The 18,411-nt window shown below is 67.8% G+C and carries 14 protein-coding genes; 4 read left to right on the forward strand and 10 right to left on the reverse strand.

Annotated features, from left to right (window positions below; genetic code table 11):
* Window positions 1–67: 67 nt before the first annotated feature.
* On the reverse strand, window positions 68–2,578 hold the full coding sequence (locus BJL86_RS14415) for an ExeM/NucH family extracellular endonuclease (RefSeq protein ID WP_067474156.1): 2,511 nt from the start codon (window positions 2,576–2,578) through the stop codon (window positions 68–70).
* Window positions 2,579–2,796: 218 nt separating this feature from the next.
* On the opposite strand from BJL86_RS14415, the gene BJL86_RS14420 reads away from it, so the two are divergent.
* Together BJL86_RS14420 and BJL86_RS14425 are read left to right on the forward strand one after the other, a co-directional pair.
* Complete coding sequence (locus BJL86_RS14420; RefSeq protein ID WP_067474159.1) at window positions 2,797–3,462, forward strand: hypothetical protein; 666 nt, start codon at window positions 2,797–2,799, stop codon at window positions 3,460–3,462.
* A 6-nt stretch (window positions 3,463–3,468) separates the two neighbouring features.
* Window positions 3,469–4,752: an FAD-binding oxidoreductase gene (locus tag BJL86_RS14425; protein WP_197487570.1), complete on the forward strand. Its 1,284-nt coding sequence runs from the start codon at window positions 3,469–3,471 to the stop codon at window positions 4,750–4,752.
* Between the two features lie 3 nt (window positions 4,753–4,755).
* Here the strand turns inward: BJL86_RS14425 and BJL86_RS14430 are convergent, their stop codons facing one another.
* The 6 genes from BJL86_RS14430 to dnaK form a co-directional block, all read right to left on the reverse strand.
* Entirely contained in the window at window positions 4,756–5,589 is an 834-nt protein-coding gene (locus tag BJL86_RS14430) for a carbon-nitrogen hydrolase family protein (protein ID WP_067474165.1), read from the reverse strand.
* 42 nt (window positions 5,590–5,631) lie between these two features.
* Complete coding sequence (locus tag BJL86_RS14435; protein ID WP_067474167.1) at window positions 5,632–7,026, reverse strand: dihydrolipoyl dehydrogenase family protein; 1,395 nt, start codon at window positions 7,024–7,026, stop codon at window positions 5,632–5,634.
* 73 nt (window positions 7,027–7,099) lie between these two features.
* On the reverse strand, window positions 7,100–7,558 hold the full coding sequence (locus BJL86_RS14440; protein ID WP_067474170.1) for a heat shock protein transcriptional repressor HspR: 459 nt from the start codon (window positions 7,556–7,558) through the stop codon (window positions 7,100–7,102).
* Window positions 7,558–8,754 (reverse strand): DnaJ C-terminal domain-containing protein, encoded by a 1,197-nt coding sequence (locus tag BJL86_RS14445; protein ID WP_067474173.1) that lies wholly within the window; start codon window positions 8,752–8,754, stop codon window positions 7,558–7,560. Before BJL86_RS14445 ends, BJL86_RS14440 begins: the two co-directional genes overlap by 1 nt.
* Before the next feature lie 203 nt (window positions 8,755–8,957).
* Window positions 8,958–9,611, reverse strand: coding sequence for a nucleotide exchange factor GrpE (gene grpE, locus BJL86_RS14450; RefSeq protein WP_067474175.1), 654 nt, complete (start codon window positions 9,609–9,611; stop codon window positions 8,958–8,960).
* A complete protein-coding gene (gene dnaK / locus BJL86_RS14455; protein WP_067474178.1) occupies window positions 9,608–11,467 on the reverse strand; it encodes a molecular chaperone DnaK in 1,860 nt (619 codons plus the stop codon). Before dnaK ends, grpE begins: the two co-directional genes overlap by 4 nt.
* 786 nt (window positions 11,468–12,253) lie before the next feature.
* Between dnaK and BJL86_RS14460 the strand changes: the two genes are divergently transcribed.
* Both BJL86_RS14460 and BJL86_RS14465 read left to right on the forward strand, forming a co-directional pair.
* Window positions 12,254–14,011, forward strand: coding sequence for a S1 family peptidase (locus BJL86_RS14460; protein ID WP_067474181.1), 1,758 nt, complete (start codon window positions 12,254–12,256; stop codon window positions 14,009–14,011).
* A gap of 180 nt (window positions 14,012–14,191) precedes the next feature.
* Entirely contained in the window at window positions 14,192–15,742 is a 1,551-nt protein-coding gene (locus BJL86_RS14465; protein ID WP_067474184.1) for an AMP-binding protein, read from the forward strand.
* Between the two features lie 527 nt (window positions 15,743–16,269).
* Here the strand turns inward: BJL86_RS14465 and BJL86_RS14470 are convergent.
* The 3 genes from BJL86_RS14470 to BJL86_RS14480 all read right to left on the reverse strand — a co-directional run bounded on the left by BJL86_RS14470 (window position 16,270) and on the right by BJL86_RS14480 (window position 18,410).
* Complete coding sequence (locus tag BJL86_RS14470; RefSeq protein WP_197487571.1) at window positions 16,270–17,400, reverse strand: NAD(P)/FAD-dependent oxidoreductase; 1,131 nt, start codon at window positions 17,398–17,400, stop codon at window positions 16,270–16,272.
* Window positions 17,401–17,541: 141 nt separating this feature from the next.
* Complete coding sequence (locus BJL86_RS14475; protein ID WP_067474187.1) at window positions 17,542–17,844, reverse strand: putative quinol monooxygenase; 303 nt, start codon at window positions 17,842–17,844, stop codon at window positions 17,542–17,544.
* 11 nt (window positions 17,845–17,855) lie between these two features.
* Window positions 17,856–18,410, reverse strand: a complete 555-nt coding sequence (locus BJL86_RS14480) for a type 1 glutamine amidotransferase domain-containing protein (RefSeq protein WP_067474190.1) — start codon at window positions 18,408–18,410, stop codon at window positions 17,856–17,858.
* Between the last annotated feature and the right edge of the window lies 1 nt (window position 18,411).

An 18,411-nucleotide genomic window follows, 5' to 3' on the forward strand; every position in this document is an offset into this window, starting at 1 on the left:
CCCATGCCCCCGCCACCAGGGTTTGCACAGGCGAAATCTCTTTATTCAATTATGACGTCGGAGCTGCTCAGTTCGCCGAGCCGAATCGCCCGAGAAGTGCGAGCGAGTCGCTCCCGATCGAGCCGAGCGAGCCCAGCGGCCCGGAGGGCTGCGGCTCTCCGTCGTCATCGGAATCGTCGCCGCCATCCCCGGGAGCGCCGTTGCCGCCCGGGGTGAACCCGACAATGACCGGATCGTGGTCCGAGGCGCGGTAGGGGTTGTCCTCGAAGTACGCGGGCGAGCGGCCGAAGTCGAGGTTGTAGTCGTTGATATCCGGCTCGTCCGAGTTGTTGTGCCAGTCGGCTACGCCCTCAATTTCGCCGGTGAGCTTGGCGGTCGCGAGAGCATGGTCGAGGTAACCGGTCTGCCCGTCGAAGACGTACGAGTAGGCATCGTCGCCGCCGAACTTCGCGACCATGTTCTCGAAGCCGGCGTCCTCGAGCGCGACGATCGGATCCTCCTTGGCGTAGGAGTTGAGGTCGCCGATCACGAGTGTGCGCCCCGAGCGCGACAGGTTTTCGTCCGTGTTGATCCAGTTGGCGAGCGCCTTCGCGCCCTCGACACGGGTGCGGTTGCAGTTGCCCTGGCCGTTCGGGTCCTCCGGGTCGCCGGCGCCGCACGCGGAGCCCTTGGACTTGAGGTGGTTGACCACTACGGAAAACTCCTCGCCGGTCGCCTTGTCCTTGAACACCTGGGCCAACGCGGGGCGGTGGCGGGAGGTGTCGAAGTTCGGGTCGACCGACTCGGTGAGCGCGGAGAATTCGCCCACGCGCTCGACTTTCGCGGGCTTGTAGATGAGCGCGGTCGTGATGGCGTCGGTCCCGAGCGCGCCGGTCTCGACCGCCGCGTACTCCTCGCTGCCGATCTTGGCGTTGAGTCCGTCGACCAGGTCGTTCACGGCTTTGTCGGAGTTGTTCTCGATCTCCATGAGCCCGAAGACGTCCGCGTCGATCTCGGCGAGCTGCGAGACGATCTTCGCCTTCTGGCGCTCGAACTCGGCGGCGTTGTTCGCGCCGCGAGCGTTCGGGTCTTCGTCCGCGAGGGTCGTGAAGTAGTTGAGCACGTTCGCCGAGGCGACCGTGAGCGAGCCCGGAACCTCTGGCGCCGGGGTGCGCGGATTGGTCTCTTCGTACTCTGCGCCGGCGGTCGGCTGGATGCGCCACTTGTCGAAGCTGTAATGCATGACGCCGGTGACCTCGCGGAGGGTATCGCCCATGCGGAAGCGGTTCTCCGGCGAGTAGTCCTCACCGTTCGGGTGCCGGATCGGGTTGGGGTTCTGCGAATTGATGCCGTCGTCGAGGGTGATCGAATCGGCGAGGTTGCTCGCCGCGAGCGCCTTCGCCTCGTCCGAGCCGGGGCGGTGGAGGTTCGTCGGCTGCGCATGGCGTTCGCTGCCGAGAGTGAGCTCGCCGTAGCGGTCGTAGTTGAACGACTCGTTGATCACGCCCTCGCCAAGCACAACGGACATGCCCTCGACGGCCTCGCGCGCCTCGTCGTCCATCGGCAGCGAAAGCTCGGCCGGCGCCGGCTTCTCGGCGCCCGTGTCGCACACGGTGGCGTCGCCGGACTGGGTGATCTGCGTCATTTCGTAGTGCTCGCCCACCTTGCCGGTCACGCGCACCACGTCGCCTTCGGCTCGCTCGTCCTTGCCCTGTGCGTAGACGAATATGCCGTCGGACGTGGCGTCGCTGCCGTCGCCCGCGTCCTGCACGAAGTAGCCGTTATAGCCGCCGGGCTGCTGGAAGCTCGCGGTCACGACACCCTGCACGGTCACGGTGTCGCCTGTGCGCGGAGAGGTTGCGCCCTCGCCCTGCACGGCGCCGATCTTCTCGGCCGGCGCCTCGCAATCGGCGGGGTCACCCGGCTCACCCGGCTCTTCCGGATCGGTCGGATCCTCGGGATCTTCGGGATCCTCCGGATCGGTGGGCCCGCCCGGCTCCTCGCCGAGGTCGTCGAATACGTCGACGCCGAAGCCCTTCCACCCTGCCGTGGCAGGGTCGAACGCGTCGTCGATGATCGTGTCCGGCACGCCCCCGGTCCGCCGCAGCGTCGAGTCCTTCGTACTCGCCTCGCCCGTTCCCCAGGCACCGCCGGCCGGCTGCTCGCCGACGCGACCGAGCGAGTCGACGACCTCGTCGCCGCGGAAGAGCACCACCGCGTCGTCACCATTCCACAGACCCGCACCCGTGGAGGCATCCAGCTGGCCGGCGAACGAGGCGCGCGAGCTGCCGAACAGGAACGTCTCGCCCGGTGCGACCTCGCCCGACAGCGTGTACGAGTTCGCCGTGGTCTGGCCGTTCGCGTACACCGCGACGCGATAGCCGGACAGGTCGATCGCCTCTGCCCCCGGGTTGAACAGCTCGATGGCCTTGTTGTTCCCCGTCCCCTCGACGTACTCGCTGATATACAGGCCGGTGCCCTGCGCGGCAGCAGGACCTGCAGCTATGACGCCGGACGTACCGCCCAGCACCAACGCCGCGGCCAGCACGGACGTGGACATGCGTCCGCCGAAGCGGCGGGCAAAACTCTTCGGACGCATACAGCGCCCTCCTCCCGTTGGGAAAATGGTCAAGTGCAACAGTCGAAAAGTTAACGAACCCGTGGAAAGTCTGAGAGTCAGGTCAATTGCCGCTAGGTAAACATCGGGCGAGGCTTTGGATTCGGGCGCGCGGCTCGCGAGGATGACAGTGCCCGCGCCACTCGTGATTAGACTTGCAAAAGAGCCGATTCTGCGCGCGAAAGGAGGGTGGTGGCCCGATGGCAATGCACTATCCACCGCTCGCCAACGGCGCATACCGGGTAGGCGATCCGCCGCAGCCGTTCCCACCCTCGCGCCCCGGCCCCGAGCAGTCCGCGCGTCTCGCTCCAGGCGGGCTTTACTGGGACGGGATGCCGCGCCCCGCGCAGCCGCCGCAGTTCGCCTTCCAGCAGCAGCCCGCGCAGGCCCCCATGCCGGTCGCGCCGCAGCAGCCTCCCGCGCCGCCGCAGGAACCCGGGCCCGGGCCGAAGCGCGGACTCATTGCGGTCGGCGCGACGGCGGGAGTCGTCGCTGTATCCGCGCTGGTATTCGCGATCGTCCCCGGAGACCAGTTCTCCTCGGTCGAGACGTTCGAAAGCCGGGGAACGCTGACGATCAGCGCGCCGGTCATCCTCGGCGGGACGAGCGATTGCATCCTGCCTCCCGGGCTCGAGGATGTCACGAACTCGCGAGTCTCGGTCCAAACGGGTGATCCACTATCGCAGGTCGCCGAGGCGCCGATACAGTATCAGGACGGCACGCTGGGCGAATGTACGTTCACATTCTCGCTCGACTACGTGCCCGCCGGCCAACCCACCTACCTCGTTTCCCTCCAGGGCCATGGTCAGCTCGACTACACCGAACAAGAAATGCGCGACGGTGTCGATATCATCATCGAAAGGTAAATGCCCGTGTCCGCCACATCCACTCCCTTGGATCAGCTCCCTGCGCTGCTCGCACTCCGCGAGCTGACGTACCGCGAGAGCTCGGACGTCGCACCCGATTTCCGCCGCGCATTGGAAGACGCCCTCAACACCGAGGCTCCCTACCTCCGCGCCGATCTGCCCAGGAACCTCGACGGGCCGTTCGCGACCTTCGTCAAGCTGTATCGGTTCCTTCTCACCAGGGTCGAGGATTCCGGCGGCGACCGTGCCAAGGTAGACGACGTGCTCGACCTGTGCCGCGAGCTCGGCCACGACCTGGCGAAGTACAACGTGGTCGAGGAGCAGTACGAGCGGTTCGGGCACGCTCTCAACGCGGCACTCGCGCGCGTCGCGGGCGAGGAGTGGACCGGCGAGCTGTCCAAGGTCCAGAACCAGTTCTATGTGATCATCGCCCGCGCCCTGCACAAGGGGGCGCGCGAGGCCCACGCCGAGGCGGAGCCGGACGGGCTCAACATCGGTGCGACCGTCGTCGACGTGCAGCGCCCCACCCGCGGACTCGCGGTCGTGCGGCTGCTCACCGACGTCCCGATGGACTACCTGCCCGGCCAGTACGTCTCGGTGCTCACCCCGTATGCGCACGCGGTGTGGCGCCAGCTCAGCCCGTCGATCCCCGCCAATCCCGCGCGGCAGATCGAGTTCCATGTGCGCGCGGTCTCCGGCGGCGAGCTCAGCGCCTCACTCGTCGCGATGGCCACTCCCGGCGACCGCTGGGTCCTGTCCAGTCCGCTCGGGGAGCTCGAGATCGTCCGCAACCCTGCACCCATCCCGGAGCAGGAGCCCGGCGAGCCCGCTCCGACGCGCCCGCTTCGCGGCGACCACCAGGACGTACTCATCATCGCCGGCGGCACGGGCATCGCGCCGATCCGCAGCCTGCTGCTCGACATCAGCCGCTTCTCCGACAACCCGCGCGTGCACCTGTTCTACGGCGCGAAATACCCGGGCGAGCTGTACGATCTGAGCTCGCTCATCGACATGGCCTCGTTCAGCCCGTGGCTCACGGTGCAGCCCGTGGCCGAGGAACACGAGGATCCGTGGTGGCTCGACACCACCGGCGCAGGTCCGCTCCCGCACACGCTGCACCGTTTCACCTACGGCCGCCTCGACAAGGTCGTCACCGCATACGGCGGGTGGGGCGACCGGCAAATCATCCTGTCCGGGCCGCCGGAGATGCTGCGCGCGACCAAGGAGGCACTCATCGCCCGCGGCGCCCCGCCCGAGGCGATCTCTCACGACCCGCTACCGGGGAGCTGACCGCTACTCCGTCACGCGGCCGCCGGTGAGCACGGGGATCGCCGCGCGCACGTCCTCGGCCGCATCGGGGTCGACGTCGACGATCATCAGCTCGGCGCCGTCCGAGGCCTCGCGCAGCACCTCACCCTTCGCGCCGGCCAGCATCGAATGCCCGACGCCCTGCGGCGCGGCGCCCGTCACCTCGCGGCCCTCGCTCGCGGGATTGCCCTGTCCCACGGCGAGCAGCGGCGTCGTCGCGTCGAGCGCGCGAGCCCGCGCGAGAAGCTGCCACTGCTCGACCTTCCCAGGACCATCGCCCCACGAGGCGCCGAGAATGTTCAGCCGTGCGCCGTCATTCGCGAGCGTGGTGAACTGCCCGGGAAAGCGGATGTCGTAGCAGACGGCGAGGCCGATCGGTACCCCGTCCACCTCCACTACGGAAGTAGATTCTCCGGGCGCGACGGTGTCGGATTCGCGGAACCCGAACGCGTCGTAGAGGTGGATCTTGTCGTAGCCGAGGTGGATGTCGCCGCCGGCGCCCGGGCTGGCGGCGGATCCCGCGGGGCCCGTGACGAGATACGTGTTGAACACGCGCCCGTCGCCGGAAGGGCGGAACATCCCGGCCATCACGACCACGCCGGCCTCGCGCGCGATCTGGCCGACCTCGCTCGCCCACGGCCCGTCGAGCTCCTCGGCGACCTCGTCCAGCGGTCCGTGCCCGAACGCGCGCATCGTCGCCTCCGGGAACGCCACCACCCGGGCGCCCTGCTCCGCGGCCCGCGCCACGTAGTCACGTATGACGTCGGAGTTCGCCCTCGGATCGGCCCCACTGATCACCTGTGCCGCAGCAATGCGCACGACGCCTCCTTCTTCGGCTTCCCTGCCTGTCTTGCCCCGACGCTACGCGAGCAGCGCGTTGAACACCTCCGAGCTGGACGGGTGGGTATAGATCGCCGAGCCCAACGCGGAGGCGGGGATCGACTGGGTCATCGCGACAGTGACGAGGTTGATGAGCTCCTGCGAATCGACGCAGTACAAGGTGCAGCCGAGGATGCGGTCGTCCTCGACGTCGATGAGGAACTTCGCGATACCCTCGGGCTCGCCGAGGATCTTCGGCCGCGGCATGATCGGGATGTCCGCGATGTTCTTGACCCGCACGTCGAGAGTGTGCCCGCGCCCCTCGGCATCCTCGCGCGCGGCGTCCTCGCCCAGGCCGACCTGCGACAGCGGCGGCGAGATGAACGTGGTGTTCGGGATAATGCGGCCGCTGGTGGTGCGGGAGCCATCGCCCCACACGGCGGAGGTGATCACGCGGTGATCGTCGTAGGAGACGTACGTGAACTGCGGCCCGCCGTTGACGTCGCCGGCCGCATAGACGCCCTCTACATTCGTCTGAAGGTGCTCGTCGACCTCGATCGCACCGCGCTCGGTCGTCGCGATTCCTGCCGCCTCGAGGCCGAGCCCGTCCGTCGCCGGGCGCCGCCCCACAGCGAGAAGGACATAGTCCGCCTGCAGTTCGCCGCCGTCGTGCGAGACGGTAACTCCGCCGTCATCGGAGGAAAATCCCGAGACCTTGGCGCCGGAGAGAATGGTGATTCCGAGCTTTTCGAGATCCGCGCGCACCTGCTCGGCGACATCGCGGTCGAAGCGCCCGAGGAACCGCTCGGAGCCGTCGAGAACCGTGACGGAGGTGCCGAACTGCGCGAACATCGTCGCGAACTCGAGCCCGATGGGGCCACCGCCGACGACGGCGAGGCGCGCCGGATGCTCCGGGACGTGCTGGACCTGCGTGGAATCGAGGATCCGGGGGCCGTCGATGCCGGCGATGGGCGGGCGGACCGGGACCGAACCGGTGTTGACGATGATCGTCCGGGCGGTGACAGTGAGCTCGTCGGGGCCGCCGGTGATGCGCACCGTCTTGGGGCCGGTGAACTCGGCGTCGCCGTCGATGACCGTGACGCCGGCGTCGTCTGCGAGCTTCTTGTTGACGGCGTTGAGCTTGCTGATGAGCGTATCGCGGCGATCCTGCGCGGCGGACAGGGCATCGGCGTCGCCGCCTTCCGAACCGACGCCGGCCGCGGCGGCCGTCCGCGCGGAAGAGTGCAGGTGCGCGTCTGTGAGCAGCGTCTTCGTCGGCACGCAGCCGACGTTGATACAGGTACCCCCGTACATGTCGGGGGACTTCTCGATCAGCGCGACTCGGTCGCCCGCCTTGGCGCGTCCCATCGCGATGGTCTTTCCGGCCTTGCCGAAGCCGAGGACGAGTACGTCGAATTCGTGGTCGCTATCGCTCATGGTCGCGATGCTACTCGCGGGGCGGGGTGGTCGCCGCTGCCGTTGCGGCTTCGGGCGCGCCCGAGGAAGACACTCAGTCCTTCCCGCGCTCGTTGCGCGGGCGCCACAGCACGACCTGCGTCGAGCGCGGCACGTGGACGAGTTCGCCGCGCGCGCCCGAAGGCGCGGACAGGCCCGTGCGACTCGTCGCGCGCTCGGCCCGCTGCGCCGCCTCGTACATCGAGCGCAGCTCCGACCTCGCCTCGGACAGCGCCGCGCGCGCCTCCTCCAGCTGCTCGCGCAACTCGATGATCAGCTTGATCCCGGCGAGGTTGATGCCCTCGTCCTGGCTCAGTCGTTGAACCTCACGCAGCAGCGCGACGTCCCGCAGCGTGTACCGGCGACCGCCGCCTCGCGTGCGCTCGGGGATCACCAGCCCCAGGCGGTCGTAGGTGCGGAGCGTCTGGGCGTGCAGCCCGGACAGCTCCGCCGCCACGGAGATGACGAGTACCGCCTCGTCAGGGCGCAGGTCGTCGGGATTCGGGATACGCATTACGCACCTTGCCACCCTGCGCGCGGGTCGAAACCGGACGCGTCGAGCGCCTCGGCGTACGCGGCGAGCTCGGCGGAGGCGGCACCGGCCGGCGGGCTCACGACACGCAGCGTCGCGCGCAGTGCACCGGGATTACCGCTCTGCGGGTTGATCCCCCGTCCGCGCACGCGGAGCACATGCCCGTCGCGGGAATTCTCCGGCACGCGCACCGTGACCCGCCCGTCGAGGGTCGGGATCGACACCTTCGTCCCGCGGATCAGCTCCGGATACGACACCGGCAACTCGAGCAACAGGTCGTTGCCATCGCGCGAGAACACCTTGTCCTCGCGCACGTGGACGGTGACGAACAGGTCGCCTGCCGGCGCGCCGCGGAATCCGGCCTGCCCCTTGCCCTGCAGGCGGATGCGCTTGCCGTCCTCGATCCCCGCGGGGATCTTCACCGTGAAATGCCGGGTGCGCGTCGTCGTTCCCGCGCCGCGGCACTCGGGGCACGGATCGTCGATAATCGTCCCCGCGCCGCCGCATTCCGGGCACGGCTCGGAGAAACCGAATGGCCCCTGGCTGCGATTCACGTATCCCGCACCCTGGCAGGATCCGCAGGTCCGCGGCGTCGTGCCCGGCTTGGCGCCGCTGCCGCTACACGTATTACAGGTTGACGGCGCCGTCACGGCGATCTCCACCGGCTTCCCGAGCGCGGCGTCGCGGAAACCGACGGTCACCGATGTTTCGATGTTCTCCCCACGGGCACTGGCCTGACGGCCTCCTCCGCCCGCGCCGGCGCCGCGATTGAACAGGCCACCGAAGATATCGCCGAAACCGCCGGACTGGGCGCCGGCCGCTCCTCCGCCGAAGAGGTCCGAAATATCGAACTCCTCCGCGCCTGCGCCTGCGCCGCCCGCGCGACGGTAACGACCGCCGCCGAAGCCGCCCCCGCCGCCACCGAATCCGCCGTAGCCGCTGGCCGCAAGCTGGCGGACCTCGTCGTATTCTTTGCGCTTGGATTCGTCTCCTACGACGTCATACGCCGTGGATACCTTCTTGAACTTCTCTTCCGCGGCGGCATCGCCCGGGTGAGAATCCGGGTGGGATTCGCGGGCGAGTTTGCGGTAGGCCTTGCGAATGTCGTTTTGGCTGGCGTCCTTCGAGACGCCGAGGTCTGCGTAAAAATCTCTGTCTACCCAATCGCTCTGGCTCATATGGCGCCTCCTTTCAGACCGTGCCGAGTGTCGTGGCTGCGCGCCGCACGGGCGACGCTGCTGGGTGCTGTTCTAATTTTCGTCTCTAACTCTAATTGTCTAACTAACCGAAGAGGTCCCGGCAGGAAAGGGCCTGGGGCCGCTCCCCTGCCGGGACCTCGTCTTGATGTGCCGCGGGCGAACCACGCGGTGTATTCGGCGGACTAGCTGCCGACGATCACCATCGCGTTGCGCAACGTGCGATCACCGACGCGGTAACCCTTGCGGTACACCGTGGCGACCTTGGGATCGCCGCCCTCGGAGAGGTCCTGCACCGCCTCGTGGATCGAGGGGTCGAAGTCGTCGCCCTCGGCGCCGAACTCCTCGACGCCCTGCGCGGCGAGGACCGCGAAGAACTTGTCGTTGAACTTGCGCAGCGGGCTGCCCTCCTCGAGGTCGCCGTGCTGGGCGGCGAGGCCCAGCTCGTCGGCGATCTCCAGCAAGCCGGAGAGCACGGAGGCCTTCGCCCCCTCCACTGCCGACTGGCGTTCGCGGTCGACGCGGCGGCGGTAGTTCGCGTACTCCGCCGAGACCCGCTTGAGGTCCTCGGTGAGCGCGGCCGCCTCGTCGCGCGGAGCCTCGGCATTCTCGCTGCCGCCTTCCGCGGTGGCCTCGGCCTCGACGCCGGCGGCGGTCTCCGCCGTCATACCCTCTGTGGGTTCAGACGGGGCGACGTCGTGATCCGCTGCCGCTGCGGATGCGTCCGCATCCGCGGCGGGCTGGGCGGCGTCGGCGGCCGTGGCCTGGGCCGGAGCCGTGGGGTCTACATCGTCCGCGGTGGACGATTCGGTTCCCGGCTGGCCCGGTCCGGCGGTCACTTGCTCTCCTTGGCGTCGTCGCCCGAGGTGGTGTCGTCATCGTCGACGACCTCGGCGTCCACGACACCGTCCTCCTCGGCGGAGGCGTCCGCAGCGCCCTCGCCCTGCGCGGCCTGCTGCTCGTACATCGCGGTGCCGATGGCCTGGAGCTCGGTGTTGACCTTCTCCACGGCCGACTTGATGGCCTCGAGATCGGAGCCCTCGAGCGCGGTGCGCACCTCGGCGACCGCGTTGTTCACGGTCTCCTTCTTATCGTCGGCGATATTCTCGCCGTTCTCGGAGACGAACTTCTCGGCCTGGTAGACGGTCGACTCGGCCTGGTTACGGACGTCGGCCTCCTCGCGGCGCTGACGATCCTCCTCGGCGTGAGCCTCGGCGTCCGAGACCATCTGGTCGATCTCCTCCTTGGACAGGCCCGAGCCGTCCTGGATGATGATCGTGTTCTCCTTGCCGGTGCCCTTGTCCTTCGCCGTGACGTGGACGATGCCGTTGGCGTCGATGTCGAAGGTGACCTCGATCTGCGGCACGCCGCGCGGTGCGGGGGCGATACCGGCGAGCTCGAAGGAGCCGAGCAGCTTGTTCTGCGCGGCCATCTCGCGCTCACCCTGGAAGACCTGGATCTGCACCGAAGGCTGGTTGTCCTCGGCCGTGGTGAAGGTCTCCGAACGCTTCGTCGGGATGGTCGTGTTGCGCTCGATGAGCTTGGTCATCACGCCGCCCTTGGTCTCGATACCGAGGGACAGCGGGGTGACGTCGAGGAGCAGCACGTCCTTGACCTCGCCGCGGAGCACGCCGGCCTGCAGCGCGGCACCCACGGCGACAACCTCGTCCGGGTTGACGCCCTTATTGGGCTCCTTGCCACCGGTCAGTTCCTTCACCAGATCGCTGACGGCGGGCATACGGGTCGAGCCGCCGACGAGGACCACGTGGTCGATGTCGGAGACCGAGATGCCCGCGTCCTTGATGACGGCCTGGAAAGGCTTACGGGTGCGGTCGAGCAGATCCTGCGTGATCTTCTGGAACTCGGTCCGGGACAGGGTCTCGTCGAGGAACAGCGGGTTCTTGTCGGCGTCAACCGTGATGTACGGAAGGTTGATCGACGTGGACTGGCCCGAGGACAGCTCGATCTTCGCCTTCTCCGCGGACTCGCGCAGACGCTGGAGCGCCATCTTGTCCTTGGTCAGGTCGATGCCGTTCTGTGCCTTGAACTTCTCGACGAGCCAGTCGACGATGCGCTGGTCCCAGTCGTCGCCGCCGAGCTCGTTGTCGCCCGAGGTCGCACGAACCTCGACGACGCCCTCGCCGATGTCGAGTAGCGAGACGTCGAACGTACCGCCACCGAGGTCGAAGACGAGGATCGTCTGGTCGTCCTCGTTCTTGTCGAGGCCGTAGGCCAGCGCGGCCGCGGTCGGCTCGTTGACGATGCGGAGCACGTTGAGGCCCGCGATCTGGCCGGCGTCCTTGGTCGCCTGACGCTGCGCGTCGTTGAAGTATGCGGGGACGGTAATAACGGCGTCGGTGACATCCTCACCGAGGTAGGACTCGGCGTCCCTCTTCAGCTTCTGGAGCGTACGCGCGGAAATCTCCTGCGCCGTGTACTGCTTGCCGTCGATGTCGCTGGACTTCCACTCGGCGCCGATGTGGCGCTTGACGGAGCGGATGGTCCGGTCGACGTTGGTGACGGCCTGGTTCTTTGCCGGCTGGCCGACGAGAACCTCGCCGTTCTTGGCGAACGCGACGACCGACGGGGTCGTGCGGGAGCCCTCGGCGTTGGCGATGACCTTCGGCTCGCCACCCTCGAGCACGGAAACCACCGAGTTGGTGGTACCGAGGTCAATACCTACTGCACGCGACATATTGTGTTCCTCCTATTAATTGGTCCCTGAGTAATTGTCTTGTTCGTTTGTGCTGGGTCTTGCTTCTAAGTCGAAAACCCTTAGCGCGCCGGACTCAAGTTCCTTGCCTCGCCGGCGGGCCTGTCGCAATTCTGCCACCGTTTCGCCGTCAGCGTGCAACTTGTTGAGTCGCGGACGCTTAAGTTTTCTGTCTGGTTCAACTGGTTTAACGTCGACATCATTCCCGATGTGGTGCAACTCACAGCCAAACTTGCATTTACCGCGCTCAACTTCGCGCGCAGGCTTCCGTGCTTTCCGGCAGCCACCCCTTCCCGGCAGCCCTGGACTGGGACCTCCGGCGCCCACGACGGACCCACCTCCGTGCGCCCGCGCGTACCCGCCCGTGCCCGCACCACGTCGAGTCCCGCAGACCACGCGATTTGCCAGGGTTTGCGGGACTCGAGATGGTGCGGACACACAACGGCGCCGACCCCACCTCTTCGGAACTCTTCTGCATGGCCTTCGACCCGAACGTGGCGCGGTTTCCAGCGACCCAGATCCGCCGGCACACCCCAACCGCAGCCGCCAAACCTCCCGCACCCGGCAAATCCCCAAGAAACCCAATAAATTCTTTTCACACCCGCAACACGTGTCTCACTGGTATTTAGCAAATCCTGGCGCTATCCTGAGTCACAACTGTCACACACGTATCACCAACCCCAAGTTACAAATGCGGAATTACGTGGTGCGTTTTCGGTCGGACAGCCACACGCCCGCCCGACTCGGTAACCAAAGGAAGTGCTCAGCATGCGGATTCGCTCAACCATTGGCGCGGCCCTCGCCGTCACGGCGCTCGGCGTCGCCGGCGCTGTCGCCCTACCCACCGTGTCCTCCGATCAGGTCCTCAACGCCGCCGACGAAACCGCGACGGCGCCCGCCGCCACCGGCGCCGTGGACACCGACGACCCGGTCGCCGTCGCCCTCAGCCTCGCCGATGCCCTCCAACGCGACCTCGGTATGACGCCGGAGCAGTTCGTCTCCCAGGCCGACACCGCCGCGGAGCTCGGCGGCAAGGCCGGCGAGTGGTCCAAGACCTTCCAGGACGCCTTCGGTGGCGCCTGGCTCAACGATTTCGGCGAGGGCGTGGTCGGCGTCGCCACGGTCTTCCCCGATGACGGCGGAGAGAAGAAGGTAGACACCAAGGCCGCCTCCGAGCTGCGCGAAGCGGCAAAGGACGCGGGCTTCGTCGTACAGGACGTCGCGTTGTCGCAGTCCGAGCTCGAGCAGCGCCTGGACGAAGTCAAGGCCGCCATCGAGGAGCGCCCGCAGGATCAGCGCGAGCTGATCACCGGCGTCGAGGCCGACCAGAATCGCGGCGCCGTCGTCGTCACCACCGATGGCGGTACCGAGGCGCAGCTCGGCAACCTCACCGCTGCGCTGCACGGACTTGCCAAGCTGCAGACACTCAACGCACCCAGCCCGACGAGCGATACCTCGCCGTTCGGCAGCCTCGAGGACGGCCAGCAGGGCCAGGGCTCGGGCAACGAGACCACGGATCCGGGCACCGGCGCGGTCGACGGCACCGGCACCGGCACCGCACCTGCCGAGCAGGCCACCGCGCCGGACGCCACGACCACCGAGGGCGACCAGGCCGAGGCTCCCACCGACGGCAACGACACCGAGGCGCCGGCCGAAGGCGAGGCCACAAAGGGCGGTTCGCTCGGGAGCTTCCTGTCCCCCGAGGCGCTCGGCGTGCTCACGCAGATCCTCGGCCTCGCGGGCGGAGCCGACGCACTCGGCTCGCTCGGAGGCGAGTCCGGCTCCCTCGGGGACTTCGTGCCGGTCCCGGATCCCGAGCCGACCCCCACCGAGGACGCACCGGCAGACCCGAACGCCGAGGCCAAGGCTCCGGCGGCCGACAAGCAGGTCATCGGCGGCACCGCTTACGATGCGAAGATGCCAATCGGCGGGCTCGAATGCTCCACCGGCTTCAACGGCACACTCAACGGTGCTCCCGTTGTTATCACCGCCGCGCACTGCAACCGCATGGACGGCGTGCGCGCGGCATTCGCCGACGGCACCGAGTTCGGCACCTTCGCCGACACCAAGCCCGACAACATCGACTCCGCGTTGATCAAGGTCGACAAGGAGCTCGGTGAGCGTTTCGACAACAATCTCGTCGGCGGCGAGGAGGGCAAGGCCCAGGAGATCACCGGCACCTCGGCGCCGGTCGCCGGCCAGGTCGCCTGCAAGATGGGCTCCCGCACCGGGTTCAGCTGCGGCAAGATCGACGAGACGGGCGCACACATCGACGTCGCCGGCCAGCGCACGATCGCCAACGCCTTCACCGTCGATATCTGCGCGCTCCCCGGCGATTCGGGCGGCGTCGTCTTCTCCGGCAACCGCGCGCTCGGCATCTCCAGCGCCTCGAATGTCGCGGGCGAGACCGACTGCGCCGCCGCTAAGACCAATGCGGACGCCGCCGGTGTGACCCCGTCCCTGTCCGTCGTCCCGATCGACGACGTGCTCGCCGCGCACCCAGGCCTCGAGCTCAACACGAAGTAGCTCGGTCCGCGCGGCCGCACCCGCCAACGCAATACCCCGAAGCCCCTCGCCCACGTGGTGAGGGGCTTCGTCGCTTCTAGAGAATTGCGCGCACGAAACCCCGGAAATCGTGATGCGCGTCACGTTCAACTGAGATACTCGGTCCACGAAGCTCGCAACCGCATCGCAACGGAGGACCCCGTGGCCAACCTCATCGACGACATCATCCGCAACGCCGAACAACGCCCGGACGCGGTGGCGTTGCGCCACGGCGAGGACGCCACCACCTCCTACCCCGATCTGCGCGATGCGTGCCTCGCCTTCGCGCAGCGGCTCCGCGACCGCGGCGTCCACCCCGGAGATCGCGTGCTGCTGTGCTGCCCCAGCGTCGACGCCTACGTCGTCGCATACATGGGCGTTCAGGCCGCGGGCGGCGCGATCGTCGCCGCGAACACCATGGCCACCCGCGACGAGCTCTCGTACTTCCTCTCCGATTCGGGCGCGAAACTCGCCATCGGCTGGCACGAGAACGGCCCCAGCCTGCAGGAAGCGTGCGACGAAACGGGCACCGACCTCCTCGTTCTCACCGAGTATGACGCCGCACGTCCCCAATCCATAGACGCCGGCGCGCTCGCGGATCTGCCCATCGACAGGGCGGACTCCGATCTCGCCGCCCTCCTCTACACGTCGGGCACGACCGGCAAGCCGAAGGGCACGCAGCTCACGGTGGGCGGGCTCAGCGCGGCGATCGATTCCGCGATCGTCGCGTCCGGGATGGAGGCGGAGGATCGCTGCGGCACGGCGCTGCCGCTGTTCCACTGCTTCGGACAGGTCGCCGGCATGCTTCCCACTCTCCGCGGCGGCGGCTCGCTCACGCTCCTGCACCCACTGACCCTCGAGGGCCAGCTGGCGATGATCCCCGAGAACGGGCTGACCGTGATGCTCGGCGTGCCGACGATGTGGATGTTCCTGCTCTACCAGGCCGGGGAGGAGGGCGTCGGCGCCGAGCATTTCTCGACACTCAAGTACGCGGTGTCCGGCGGCGCTCCGCTGCCCGAATCGATCATCACCCGCTTCGAGGACGAGCTCGGGGTGACCGTTCTTGAGGGCTACGGGCTCACCGAGACCGCGGCGATGGGAACGTTCAGCCAGCCCGGCGGGCCGCGCAAGGTCGGGTTCGTCGGATCCCCGGTGCAGGGAATCGAGCTGTCGGTGCGCGATTTCGACGGCCGCGAGCTCGGCGCGGACGAGCCCGGCGAGGTGTTCCTGCGTGGGCCGCAGATCACCGCCGGCTACTGGAATCGCCCTGCCGATACCGACGCGGCGATCTCGAAGGACGGCTGGTTCCGGACCGGCGATATCGGCCTCCGCGATGCCGACGGAGATCTGCGCATCGTCGACCGTGTGAAGGACATGATCATTCGCGGCGGCTACAACGTCTACCCGGCCGAGGTCGAGAGCATTCTCTACCAGAATCCGGCCGTGCTGGAGGCCGCAGTGATCGGCGTACCCGACGAGAAGTACGGCGAGGAGGTTGCGACGTGCGTCGTCATCAAGCCCGGTGAGGAGGTCACGCCGGAGGACCTCGAGGCCCTGTGCCGCGAACACCTGTCGGCGTATAAGGTGCCGCGGCTTATCTCGTTCGTCGATCAGCTGCCCAAGGGTGCGACGGGCAAGACCCTCAAGCGCGGGATCGACAGGGCCGAGGTGCTCAAGAGCGCGTGGCGCTCGGAATCCGCGCTACGGAAGTAATTCGCAACGTCGGCCTTTTGGTGCGCCCAGCCCCCAGCGCCTGGCGCGCGACCAACTGATAGCGGCGCCGTTTCGAGACCTCACGCCGCCGCCAGGCGCCGAAGCCTGCTCAAATTTCGTTTGCCGCGTGTCGTTACGCGGCCAACGAAAAGTGCCTGGGCTTGGACGAAAAGGACGGCAAAGATGGAGGGACGGGTGCGGGGCGCGGCGCCCGCCCCCGCATCACCGTGCACGCGGTGTCGCCCGATGAGCGCAGCAGGCAACCTGACGGCTAGGCCCGAACCCCGCACTGCGACGCGGTTTCATCATCCCGCGCCGGGTCGCACCGCGTGCGGATCCCGCAGTGACGGATCCCGCTGCGGCACCTCCGCGTACCGATCCTCACGATGAAGACACCCCATGACAAGGTGGTTGAGCCTGTGACTGCTGTCCACCCGCGACTTTTGGGTTGACCCCGGGCGGGCTGCCGTTGTCCTCGACGAGGAGACGTTTACCCATCGAGTGCGTCCGTTCTGGGGTCAGGCGAACTATCGCAGGGCTTCGCCGAGGCGAGCGGCGGGCGTGAGGTCGGCGGCGAGACCGCCGCCGGTCGCAGCCCGGGCAAGAGCGCGACCCAGCGCAGGTGCCTGCTTGAACAGATTGTGACCGGCCACAAACATGACAGAGCCTGCCTCCCACACGGCCACGCCGTCCTCGCTCCATGGGAGGTCGGTCACCCAGCAGTGAAGAAAGTCGCGCGGCTCTGGGTGGAGACCGGGCAGCGCCCGTGTCACGTATTCGCGCGCGCGTTCGTCCAGCGATCGAATCGCCGCAGGGTCGATGAACGTTCCGTCGTCGCGGACGCCGACGGTTTCGCTGAGTCCGACCGAATAACTGCTGTTGCCCGGTAGCGGCGTCGCGTACACGCCGACTTCGCCGAAGACGCCGCTGCTGTCCTGCAGGCACGCGACTCGTGCCGGGGCGGCGGCTTTCACGTCGAAGGTCAGCCGGACGTGTGCGGCAAGGCGAACCGGCAGCGACAAGCCGACGCTGCCGGCCAGGCGGGCGGTTTCGCGGCCGGCGCACACGACCACCTTGGAGTAGACAGCCCGGTCGCTGACGCTGCGCACCTCGACCGTCCCATCGGCGCGGGGATCGATGGAGATGACCTCTGCGGTGGTGACGGCATCTGCGAGGGCACCCGCGAGTGCCGTGATCGCGGTGCGGGTGCGGATCGCTCCGCCCGACTCGTCGAGCACCGCTGGCCCCGAGTACCCAGCGAGCAGCGGCATTCGCTGGGCGAGCTCGGATGCATCGATCTCGTGCGCTTCCACGCCCCCGACCTGGTCGAGCACCCGCAGCCGCGCCAGGGCGCTGTCGCCGATCGCCACGACACCGTCTGATGAGACCAGCTCGACGTCGAAGTGTTCGGCCCACTCATCCCATATGCCGCGGCTTTCGCGCGCGAAAGCGACGAGCCGCGGGTCGTCGTGGGCATGACGGAAGATCCGCGACTCGCCCGCGGACTGACCCGTTCCGGGCAGGCCGGCCTCGTACAAGCGCACCGGCACGCCCTGCTCCCGCAGCGCGTACGCCGTCGACAGACCGACGATCCCGCCCCCGATCACTGCTACCTCGGGTGAACGCGTCGGGGCAACGTCGTCGTCAGTTCCTGTCATCGCGGTTCCTCGATCTGTTAGGGATGTGCGATAGGCCGCAAGTAAAGGGGCCGCTGCCACGACGTCAACGGGCTGTGCCAGCCCGAAGTCACCGCGCGGAGCGACCCCTCATGTCGGGGTCAGTACTCCCGGTTTGTGGTGTCAGGCGGGAAGCTTGGAGCCCAACACGTCGAGCTTCTCGATCGTCGGTTCGGAGAACAACGCACCGGTCTGCTCGCCGAGAGCTGCCGCAACAGGGCCGGACAGGTGAGCGTCACGTCCGGCGTCATCGGGGAACGCGTCGAAGATCCCGAATGAGGACGGGCCGAGACGGATCGCGAACCACGCGGTGGTCGCCGGCTCTTTCTCAACAAGCGCACGACCGCTGTCAAGGAACTCCTTTACGTCGTCCTCCTTGCCGGGCAACGCGTCAAACCTGACCAGCAATCCTTTGGTCACACTCATGATGTCTCCTCTTACTTTGTTGTGGTGTCCGCGAGTTGGGACACGATCGCCTCGGAGAACGCCGGCAGGTCCTCCGGCGAGCGGCTGGTGATGAGATTCTTGTCGACCGCGACCTCCTGGTCGACGACGTTCGCGCCGGCATTGCGCAGATCCGTGCGGATGCTCGGGAAGGACGTCAGGGTGCGACCGGTGGCCACGCCAGCCTCGATCAACGTCCACGGTCCGTGACAGATCGCCGCCACGGGCTTGCCACTCTCGACGAAGCCGCGGACGAAGGAAACGGCGTCCTTGTCGACCCGGAGCTGGTCAGGGTTCACCGTGCCGCCGGGAAGCAGCAGGGCGTCGTAGTCGCCCACCGAGGCGTCGGCGACCAGCCCGTCGACGGTGAACGAGCCCGCTTCATCCAGGTCGTTCTTACGGGCCTTGATCTCGCCGTCGTGGATCGAGAGGACCTCGGTCTGAGCGCCGGCCCCGTCCAGTGCTTCGCGGGGTTGCTCAAGCTCGACGCGTTCGACTCCGTCGGCGGCGAGGATCGCGACCCTCTTGCCCTGAAGATCTGCTGCCATC

The organism is Dietzia timorensis (genome assembly GCF_001659785.1).
Taxonomy (GTDB): Bacteria; Actinomycetota; Actinomycetes; order Mycobacteriales; family Mycobacteriaceae; genus Dietzia; species Dietzia timorensis.

Excerpts from the sequence above, each read along its gene's own strand:
- BJL86_RS14415 (WP_067474156.1), bottom strand. The coding sequence starts at position 2,578 with ATGCGTCCGAAGAGTTTTGCCCGCCGCTTCGGCGGACGCATGTCCACG.
- BJL86_RS14420 (WP_067474159.1), top strand. The coding sequence starts at position 2,797 with ATGGCAATGCACTATCCACCGCTCGCCAACGGCGCATACCGGGTAGGC.
- BJL86_RS14435 (WP_067474167.1), bottom strand. The coding sequence starts at position 7,026 with ATGAGCGATAGCGACCACGAATTCGACGTACTCGTCCTCGGCTTCGGC.
- BJL86_RS14440 (WP_067474170.1), bottom strand. The coding sequence starts at position 7,558 with ATGCGTATCCCGAATCCCGACGACCTGCGCCCTGACGAGGCGGTACTC.
- BJL86_RS14445 (WP_067474173.1), bottom strand. The coding sequence starts at position 8,754 with ATGAGCCAGAGCGATTGGGTAGACAGAGATTTTTACGCAGACCTCGGC.
- dnaK (WP_067474178.1), bottom strand. The coding sequence starts at position 11,467 with ATGTCGCGTGCAGTAGGTATTGACCTCGGTACCACCAACTCGGTGGTT.
- BJL86_RS14460 (WP_067474181.1), top strand. The coding sequence starts at position 12,254 with ATGCGGATTCGCTCAACCATTGGCGCGGCCCTCGCCGTCACGGCGCTC.
- BJL86_RS14470 (WP_197487571.1), bottom strand. The coding sequence starts at position 17,400 with ATGACAGGAACTGACGACGACGTTGCCCCGACGCGTTCACCCGAGGTA.
- BJL86_RS14475 (WP_067474187.1), bottom strand. The coding sequence starts at position 17,844 with ATGAGTGTGACCAAAGGATTGCTGGTCAGGTTTGACGCGTTGCCCGGC.
- BJL86_RS14480 (WP_067474190.1), bottom strand. The coding sequence starts at position 18,410 with ATGGCAGCAGATCTTCAGGGCAAGAGGGTCGCGATCCTCGCCGCCGAC.